The organism is Eudoraea sp. (assembly GCF_049665975.1).
Lineage (GTDB): Bacteria > Bacteroidota > Bacteroidia > Flavobacteriales > Flavobacteriaceae > Eudoraea.
In genome coordinates this window covers 1-8,900 of sequence record NZ_JBATGR010000465.1, presented here as the reverse complement: position 1 = coordinate 8,900, position 8,900 = coordinate 1, and the positions used below count along the sequence as shown (strand labels likewise).

Below are 8,900 nucleotides of genomic sequence, written 5' to 3'. Positions count from 1 at the left end.
TTTTGCTGTTTTAATTGTTCTACAATATAGTCCGATGCTCGCCATGACAAGGCCAGGATGGTCCAGGTACAGTTTTTATCTCCCTGGGAAACAAAAGGGCCGGCATCAGTTATAAAAACATTATTTACATCGTGTAACTGTTGAAATTTATTTACCACCGACTTCTTTGGGTCATCGCCCATTCTGGTAGTTCCTACTTCGTGAATAATTCTACCAGGAGCCAAAAGGCCATAATCTTCTTCTTTTGAAGGTGTATCACCCAGAACTTCTCCTCCCATATTGTGGATGAGCTCTTCAAAAGTAGACTGCATATGTCTCGCCTGATTTCTTTCAAAATCTGACCATTTATAATTGAAACGAAGCACAGGGATACCGAATTGATCTACAGTAGTCGGATCTATTTCACAATAGTTATCTTCTCTTGCAACTGCCTCTCCCCGGCCTCCAAAACCGAGAACTGAGCCGTAATATTTTTTAACGTCCTTACGCAAACTTTCACCATAGCCTCCGGTTGGTAAGTTAAAAAATTTATTAAACTCATTAGGGTTAAATCCAAAGCCATAATTAGGCATACGCATTCCTCCCCAGACCTCAATATGATACCCCCGGGGGAAATCTAAATTCTTATTATCAAGCCACCAGGGTGTATAAACATGCATACCACCCACACCGTCTTCATTGTATACTTTCCGATTCATCAGGCCAGGGATAAATCCGGCCCGGCTGCTTCCGGTAGAATCATGAAGATACTTCCCCACAACATTACTGCTATTACCAAGTCCATTGGGATGCTGTTTGCTTTTTGAATTCATGAGAATCCGCGCAGAACTACAGGCAGAAGCCGCTAATACCACAACCTTGCCTTTTAACTGGTACTCTTTGCGGTCGTCTTTACTAATATATGAGACCCCTGTTGCTTTTCCTTCGTCATTTGTAGTTACTTCCCGTACAACAGAATTCACATAGAGGTCTACCTGGCCCCCACTTTTCTGAGCAGGAAAAATTAAACATGAACCTGACGAAAAATCGGCATATACCTGGCAAGAACGAGAACACTGGCCACAGTAAAAGCACACCCCGCGATCATTGTTTATTTTTTTTGTTAGCATAGACATTCTGGAGGGAATTACCGGAATATTGGATTTACGCGCACCTTTAATATACATGAGCTCATGCAGTCTTGGTTTTGGTGGTGGCAGAAAAAATCCATCAGGATCATTGGGCAACCCTTCATTCGTACCGAAGACCCCAATGAGTTTGTCTACTTTATCGTAATATGGTTTTACATCTTCGTAACCAATGGGCCAATTGTCGCCAAGACCATCTATATCTTTATGCTTAAAATCCTTTGGACCAAAACGAAGTGAAATTCTACCCCAGTGGTTGGTTCTGCCTCCAAGCATATGCGACCTGTACCAGTCAAACTTAGTGCCTTCTTGTCTTGTATAAGGTTCACCCTCTATTTCCCAACCCCCGTAAGCCATGTCAAATTCACCAAAATCTCTGATAGTATTTGCGCCTCTTCGTGGTGATTCGTAAGGCCATTTTAACTGGGTCATTTGCTCTGGATCTGCCGGATCAAAAAAAGGCCCTGCTTCAACAACGGCAATTTTTAGACCAGCATCTGCCAAGACTTTGGCCGACATGCCTCCACCGGCGCCGGATCCAACTATTATTGCATCATACATAGTTGGTGATTCTTTTATTTGCATAGGCTTAATTTAATTAATTACAGTCCTTTTTATCAGATAATAGCAAGCTTAAATTACATTATTTATTTCTAAAATTTGGCAGTCTGGCCAGTTTGGTAGAAATGTACAAGAAATTGACAATTTAGTGTAAGCCTATTGCTATAGAAAACCCTCCAGGGGTATTAAATTCTTCCACAACATTATAATACTCTTCGAATACCGGAAAAATCCTGTCTGTATTGGGTTGGGGTACTGCCTTTGCTCTTTTTAAAAACCCGGTTAAAATTTGCGATACTGTTAAAGCCACACATAAAAGCTATTTCCGATATACTCAAATCTCTTTCAATCAACCATTTGGAAGCATAACCTATACGAATATCATTAACATATTCCACAAATGTCTTACCGGTTCGCTTCTTAATAAATCTGTTAAATGAAACACTACTCATATTCAGTATGTCAGCAACTTCCTGAAGGGTCATTTTTGATGAATAATTCTCCTGAACATGGTCATATAATGTTTTAAGTTTATTATTATGCTCAAAATTTTCCAGATGAATGGTAGTGGTGGACAATAATCTTTGGTTTCTTGATGTAGCCAGATCATATAAAATTGAAAAAAGTTCCAGAAAGTAATCGATCCCACCGAGTTTAGAAACTTTTAATAATCTAGGCGAAATAGCACGAGTTACTTCTTCGGAAAAAAGAATACCATGAGCTGATTTATCAAACAAGTCTTTTATGGGCTTCATAATTCTACGGCCAAGAAAAGCAGAATTGAAGAGATCGTTGTGAAATTGAATAGTTATTTCATGTATATCTTTTTTTGTACACTCATGTTGTTCCCATCCATGAAAAAGATTAGAACCAACCAATACTAATTCCAGGTTGTCAATTTCTTCTATGCTATCACCAACAATTCTTCGGATTCCTTTTCCATTGGATATAAAGTTCAGTTCTAATTCCGGATGGAAGTGCATCGGATAATCAAAAAAATCTTTCACCCTGTCAAAAACAAGAAAACTATCTTCATTGGAAAGAGGTGTAATCTCACGATGAATTCTTTTGAGTAAATCCATTATTCAATACTAGATCTGTTGTTATAATTCATTTATATGACAAAATAATACCAAAACAATATTAACAAATATTTTAGATTTGAACCAGAATTTGGCAAATGAAGGGTGTATATTTTTATAATTATTTAAAAAAGTGCCGTAATTTTTACCAATTCTGGTTTATTTGATTAACCTATATTTTTTAAGACATATCAAAATATGCTACAGGGAATAGATATTGCAATAATTCTATTATATCTTTTAGCTACTGTACTTATTGGTCTTATTCTCCGTAAAAGGGCTCAAAGAAGTAAAGATGATTATTTACTCGGTGGGAAATCCCTGCCCTGGTACATGCTCGGTCTTTCCAATGCCTCAGGGATGTTTGATATTTCCGGTACCATGTGGCTGGTTACGTTAACATTTGTTTACGGTTTAAAAAGTATTTGGATACCATGGCTATGGCCAGTGTTTAATCAGATATTTCTAATGGTCTATCTAAGTGCCTGGTTACGCCGTTCAAACGTCACAACAGGTGCCGAATGGATTTTATTCAGATTTGGTGAAGGTAGGGGTGGCAGATTATCACATACCGTTGTTGTAGCCTTTGCCATTATTAGTTGTCTTGGTTTTCTGGCTTATGGCTTTATTGGCCTTGGAAAATTTGTTGAAATTTTCATTCCCTGGGAAGTAGTAAGCGGCTATGTTCCTTTCGATGTCCCACTCCAATATGTTCCCCATTTCTATGGAACTGTTTTTACCATGTTCGCTGTATTTTATTCCGTTCTGGGCGGTATGTCTGGTATTGTATGGGCAGATCTTTTACAGTTCACTATAATGACTATCTCCTCGTTTGCCATTGCTTTTATAGCCTGGCAGGCTATGGGCTCAAATACGCTGAACGTTCCCGAGAGCTGGATGAATCCCTTTTTTGGATGGACTCTGGACATTGACTGGACTGGAATTATTGCAGAGGTAAATGACAAAATTGCCTCGGACGGCTATACCTTATTTGGATTATTTTTTATGTTGGTTGTCTTCAAAGGTATTCTGGCAAGTATTGCAGGGCCTGCACCAAATTATGATATGCAGAAAATACTATCTACCAAATCACCAAAAGAAGCTGCTAAAATGAGTGGATTTGTGTCTATTGTCCTTATGCCAACCAGGTATCTTATGATTGGCGGGTTTGCAGTATTGGGTATCCTTTTTTACGATCAGTTAGATTTACAACGTGCAGGAATTATCGATTTTGAAAATATTCTTCCTTCGGCCATAAATAAATTTGTGCCCGTTGGTTTAATGGGGCTCTTATTAGCAGGCCTTTTGGCTGCATTTATGTCCACCTTTGCCGGCACTTTAAACGCGGCTCAAGCTTATATTGTAAATGATGTTTATCTAAGATATAAGAAAGATGCAAAACCAAAGCAGGTAAAATGGATGAACTATGGCAGTGGTATACTGGTTGTGATAGTGAGTATTGTTTTGGGTTTTTTCGTGGAAGATGTAAATTCTGTTTTACAATGGATTGTTTCTGCACTATGGGGAGGTTATGTAGTTTCTAACACCCTAAAATGGCACTGGTGGCGATTTAATGGCTACGGTTATTTTTGGGGAATGGTATCTGGCCTAATACCAGCGATTATTTTTCCACTCGTCTTTCAAGAGACACTGGAACTTTATCTATTCCCTCTCTTTCTTATAATTACCACCCTTGGCTGTATTATTGGAACTTATATGGGACCCCCTACTAATGAAGCCACGCTAATTAATTTTTATAAAAAGACAAGGCCATGGGGTTTTTGGAAACCCATACAGGATAAAGTAATTGCTCAGGATCCTGATTTCAAGAAAAATAATATGTTCAAAATGGACATGTTCAATATTTTTATTGGAACCACAGCTCAGACTCTTTTGGTAATTATACCTATATATTTAATCCTGAGAGAATATACATCGCTCTGGATTTCCCTTGGAATTTTTGCCGTTTGCGGTTTTCTGCTTAAAAAATTCTGGTGGGATAAGTTAGACCAACAAATGTAGCGTAATGGAAACAGCCAGACTAAAAAACCAAAAACGGATTTGGAATTATGAATCGCTTATGGAGAATCATAAGCAGCTTATAAATAGGCCTAACAATGAAATTCCAGAAAATAGCGGAATAATTTCCAGATATAAATATCCGGTGATTACCGCTGAGCATATACCAATAAACTGGCGGTACGATTTAAATGCAGTGTCTAATCCATTTGGCTTAGAACGAATAGGCGTTAATGCAGCATTTAACGCTGGGGCTATTAAATGGAATGATAAATACACTCTTGTGGTAAGAGTTGAAGGTAACGACAGGAAATCCTATTTTGCATTTGCAGATAGCCCGGATGGCATAAATGAATTTAAATTCTGGGAAAAACCTTTACTACTTCCACAATTTAATGATCCCGATATTAATGTCTATGATATGCGCCTGATTGCTCATGAAGATGGATTTGTTTACGGTATATTTTGTTCCGAAAGAAAAAATCCGGATGCTCCACACGGGGACACTTCCTCTGCAATCGCAAACGCAGGGATCATCAGATCAAGAGATCTTAAAGACTGGGAGCGTTTACCCGACTTAATTTCGGGCTCCAACCAGCAACGAAACGTAACCTTGCACCCGGAATTTGTTAAAGGTAAATATGCCTTATACACAAGGCCACAGGATGGATTTATTGAAACTGGTTCCGGAGGAGGTATAGGGCTTGGATTTATAGATGACATGAAACACCCTGAGATTGTTGATGAGACCATTATAAACCATAAAGTCTATCATACTATATATGAACTGAAAAATGGATTGGGGCCTTCACCAATTAAAACAAATGAAGGCTGGCTTCATCTGGCGCATGGAGTACGAAATACAGCTGCAGGTTTAAGATATGTATTGTATCTTTTTATGACAGATCTGCAGGATATATCTAAAGTCATTTATCAGCCCGGGGGGTATTTTATGGCTCCGAATGATAACGAAATTGTAGGAGATGTGGGAAATGTTCTGTTTTCTAATGGTTGGATAGCGGAGAATGACGGAACTGTTTTTATCTATTACGCGTCTTCAGACACAAGAACACATGTAGCCACTAGTTCAATAGATATTTTGGTAGACTATTGCAAAAATACTCCTGCAGATCGGTTATCAACTAATGAATCTGTAAAAAACATTTTAAACTTAATTGAAATGAATGACTAAAAAAATTAAAAATAGTTTCCCCAAACTGCGCTTAGTTTTTTGAATTAGCGTGGCGTTTCCCGTATCTGACTGGCAAATCAAGGGAAGCGATACATTGTTATGTGAACCTTAATTAAAGGTAGCATGCGTAGCGTAGAAAACAATGCCTTTTGGTTAAACCCAAAAGGTGTTGTTTTATTTTAAAAAGTAAGAATGGCACATTATTGTTAAAAAAATATCAAAATGTTAAATTTATTATTATAACAAATTCGTATTAATTCATTATTTGACTACTAATTGACAAAATATTACCAATGAATATTACATTATTCGCATAATTTTATTAATATTATCAAAAATTTATGGTTTATTTTAACATTTATCGCAAACGTTTTCGCATTAGGTGTTTCTAAAGCCATGAAAATCAATTAATTAAAGCTAACTAAACTACAAACGATTATGATTCTAAAAAGTGATTATCACTCGTTAAAATCTTGTGCTGGAAAAAAAAGTAAGTCTGGCAATAAGATTTTTTCATTACTTATGGGTCTTGTTTGTTCGTTTGCTCTCGCAGCACCGACAACAAGTCTCGAAACAGTAACGACGATTGAAGCATTTCAATCCACCATCACAGGAAATATTACGGATGCACGGGGTATTCCACTTCCTGGAGCTAATGTGGTAATTAAAGGAACCTCAACCGGTGCCGCTGCTGATTTTGATGGAAATTATTCCATCCAGGCCAGTCCTGGGGATGTTCTTGTATTTACTTACACAGGGTATAACCCAAAAGAAGTTACCGTAGGTACCGACACTAATATTTATGTAATTCTTGAAGAAGGACTTGCATTAGACGAAGTTGTCGTCACAGGTTACACCACTGAATCAAAAAGGGAAACCACTGCAGCTGTATCTATAGTTAAGGCTGAGGAATTGGCAGCAATTCCTTCCGGTAACGTAGAACAACAATTAGCTGGTAGAGTTGCCGGGGTTACCGTAATCACTAATGGCCAGCCGGGAACTCAAAGCCAGGTGCGGATTCGTGGTTATGGTGGCTTTGGTGGAAACCAACCACTTTATATCGTAGATGGGGTACCTATTCAAAATATAGAATTCTTAAGCCCGGACGATATTGCTACTACCACAGTGCTTAAAGACGCTGCGGCGGCTTCCATTTATGGGGCCAGAGCAGCCAACGGTGTAATTGTTTATACTACCAAACAAGGAGCCCGCGGTGATCGAAAAACCAACATTTCACTTAATATTCAAAGTGGTGTTACAGATCCTAATGTAGCAGGGTCACCAAAAATGTTGAACCCTCAGGATATGGCAGACTATACACATATTGGCTATAGGAATAATGCCGCAGCTAACGGCACAGCTCCGCAGTATACACATCCGCAATATGGCTCTAATGCAATACCAACCTTCCCTGATTATCTGCATGCAGATGGGCAGAATGGTGTATCAGCCAGTGATATAAATTTGGCGCAGATTCAGGCTAACTATGAAGCAGATCCTGAAAATGTCTTTTTAATCAGACCAAACCTCGCAGGTACCAACTGGTATAGAGAAATTACCAGGATTGCACCTCAAACCAGAATTAGCCTTGGTTTTGATGGAGGAAACGAGAATGGTCGCTTTTATATAGGATTAAATATGCAGTCCATAACTGGTATTCTTTTGTCCAACAAGCAAGACAGGTACACTGCCCGTGTTAATTCAGAGTTTGATCTGGCACCCTGGTTAAGTATTGGTGAAAATCTGCAGGTTACCTATAATTCAGTTGTAGGCCAAACAGGTGGTGGAGGTGGACAAGGTATTGCGCAGCAGGAATCTGAAGTTCTTTCGGCATATCGTATGCCTACCATTATCCCAGTATTTGATGACTTTGGCAGCTATGCCAGTACCAGGGCCGCAGGTTTTAACAACCCTCGTAACCCGGTGAGGAGATTGGCACAAGACAGAGGTGATGATCAGTCATTTAACGTAAGTGCGATTGGTAATTTTTATGCACTTATCAAACCTTTTGAGGGTTTTACCTTTAGAAGTAGTATAGGTGGTTTCTATTTTAATGCTAACAATAGAAATTATGATTACAGGTATTTAGGAGATTCTGAACCACAGGCAAGTTTTAGTTTTGGTGAAGGTTCAGCTTATGGCTTCTCATGGACATTTACGAATACCATTACCTATGAGAAATTAATTGCTGACAAACACAAATTAAAAGTTTTATTAGGTCAGGAGGCAATTGAAGGTACAAATACCCCGGTAGCGGCACCTCGAGGAAGAGCTATTCAAGGTTCCGGTATAAACCCGTTCTCTACAGATTTAGATTTTGTAACGCTGTCTGCAGTGCAGAGCCCCGTGGTTCAAAGTTTCATAAATCAAGGTGCTAATTTTAGTTCTCTTTTCGGTCAGGTTCAGTACAACTATGACGAAAGATATTATGTTTCTGCGGTAGTTAGGCGAGACGGTTCTTCTGTTTTCGGTGCTAACAACAGATATGGTACCTTTCCTGCATTCTCAGGTGCCTGGAGGATAATTGGTGAATCCTTTATGGATAACCAAAACTTCTTTCAGGATTTAAAAGTTCGTGTTGGTTGGGGGCATATGGGTAACTCTAACAACGTAAACCCTGCTAACCAGTTTTCTTTGGCAGCTTCTGATTTAGGGAATACCTTTTACCCAATACAAGGTCAAAGTAGTGGTGCCGATGAAGGTTTTGCTACAAGCCGTATAGGAAATCCGGATGCTAAATGGGAAACCAGTACTACGACAAACATTGGGTTTGATGCCACTATTATAGACAATCATTTAGATATCGAATTCGACTGGTGGAAACGCGATACCGAAGACCTTTTATTCGTTGTGCCTTTGTCAGGTGTAACGGGTAACTATGCCAGTGCACCATCCAGAAACGTTGGGTCTATGCTTAAC

General features: G+C 38.8%; 5 protein-coding genes. 3 read left to right on the top strand and 2 right to left on the bottom strand.

Annotation, left to right across the window (positions count from 1 at the left end):
* Together WBN20_RS15110 and WBN20_RS15105 are read right to left on the bottom strand one after the other, a co-directional pair.
* Window positions 1–1,712, bottom strand: a 1,712-nt coding sequence (locus WBN20_RS15110; RefSeq protein ID WP_424282283.1) for a GMC oxidoreductase, incomplete at its 3' end; no start/stop codon positions are given.
* A 179-nt stretch (window positions 1,713–1,891) separates the two neighbouring features.
* Complete coding sequence (locus tag WBN20_RS15105) at window positions 1,892–2,770, bottom strand: helix-turn-helix domain-containing protein (protein WP_424274179.1); 879 nt, start codon at window positions 2,768–2,770, stop codon at window positions 1,892–1,894.
* A 198-nt stretch (window positions 2,771–2,968) separates the two neighbouring features.
* Here WBN20_RS15105 and WBN20_RS15100 point away from each other — a divergent pair, with 198 nt between their 5' ends.
* The 3 genes from WBN20_RS15100 to WBN20_RS15090 form a co-directional block, all read left to right on the top strand.
* Window positions 2,969–4,792 (top strand): sodium:solute symporter family protein, encoded by a 1,824-nt coding sequence (locus WBN20_RS15100; RefSeq protein ID WP_424272804.1) that lies wholly within the window; start codon window positions 2,969–2,971, stop codon window positions 4,790–4,792.
* A gap of 4 nt (window positions 4,793–4,796) precedes the next feature.
* Window positions 4,797–5,981: a glycosidase gene (locus WBN20_RS15095; RefSeq protein WP_424282282.1), complete on the top strand. Its 1,185-nt coding sequence runs from the start codon at window positions 4,797–4,799 to the stop codon at window positions 5,979–5,981.
* Window positions 5,982–6,419: 438 nt separating this feature from the next.
* On the top strand, window positions 6,420–8,900 hold a 2,481-nt coding region (locus WBN20_RS15090; protein ID WP_424282281.1), incomplete at its 3' end, for a SusC/RagA family TonB-linked outer membrane protein.

Bases quoted from the DNA above. Each gene is read 5' to 3' on its own strand.
- WBN20_RS15105 (WP_424274179.1), bottom strand. From the start codon at position 2,770: ATGGATTTACTCAAAAGAATTCATCGTGAGATTACACCTCTTTCCAAT.
- WBN20_RS15100 (WP_424272804.1), top strand. From the start codon at position 2,969: ATGCTACAGGGAATAGATATTGCAATAATTCTATTATATCTTTTAGCT.
- WBN20_RS15095 (WP_424282282.1), top strand. From the start codon at position 4,797: ATGGAAACAGCCAGACTAAAAAACCAAAAACGGATTTGGAATTATGAA.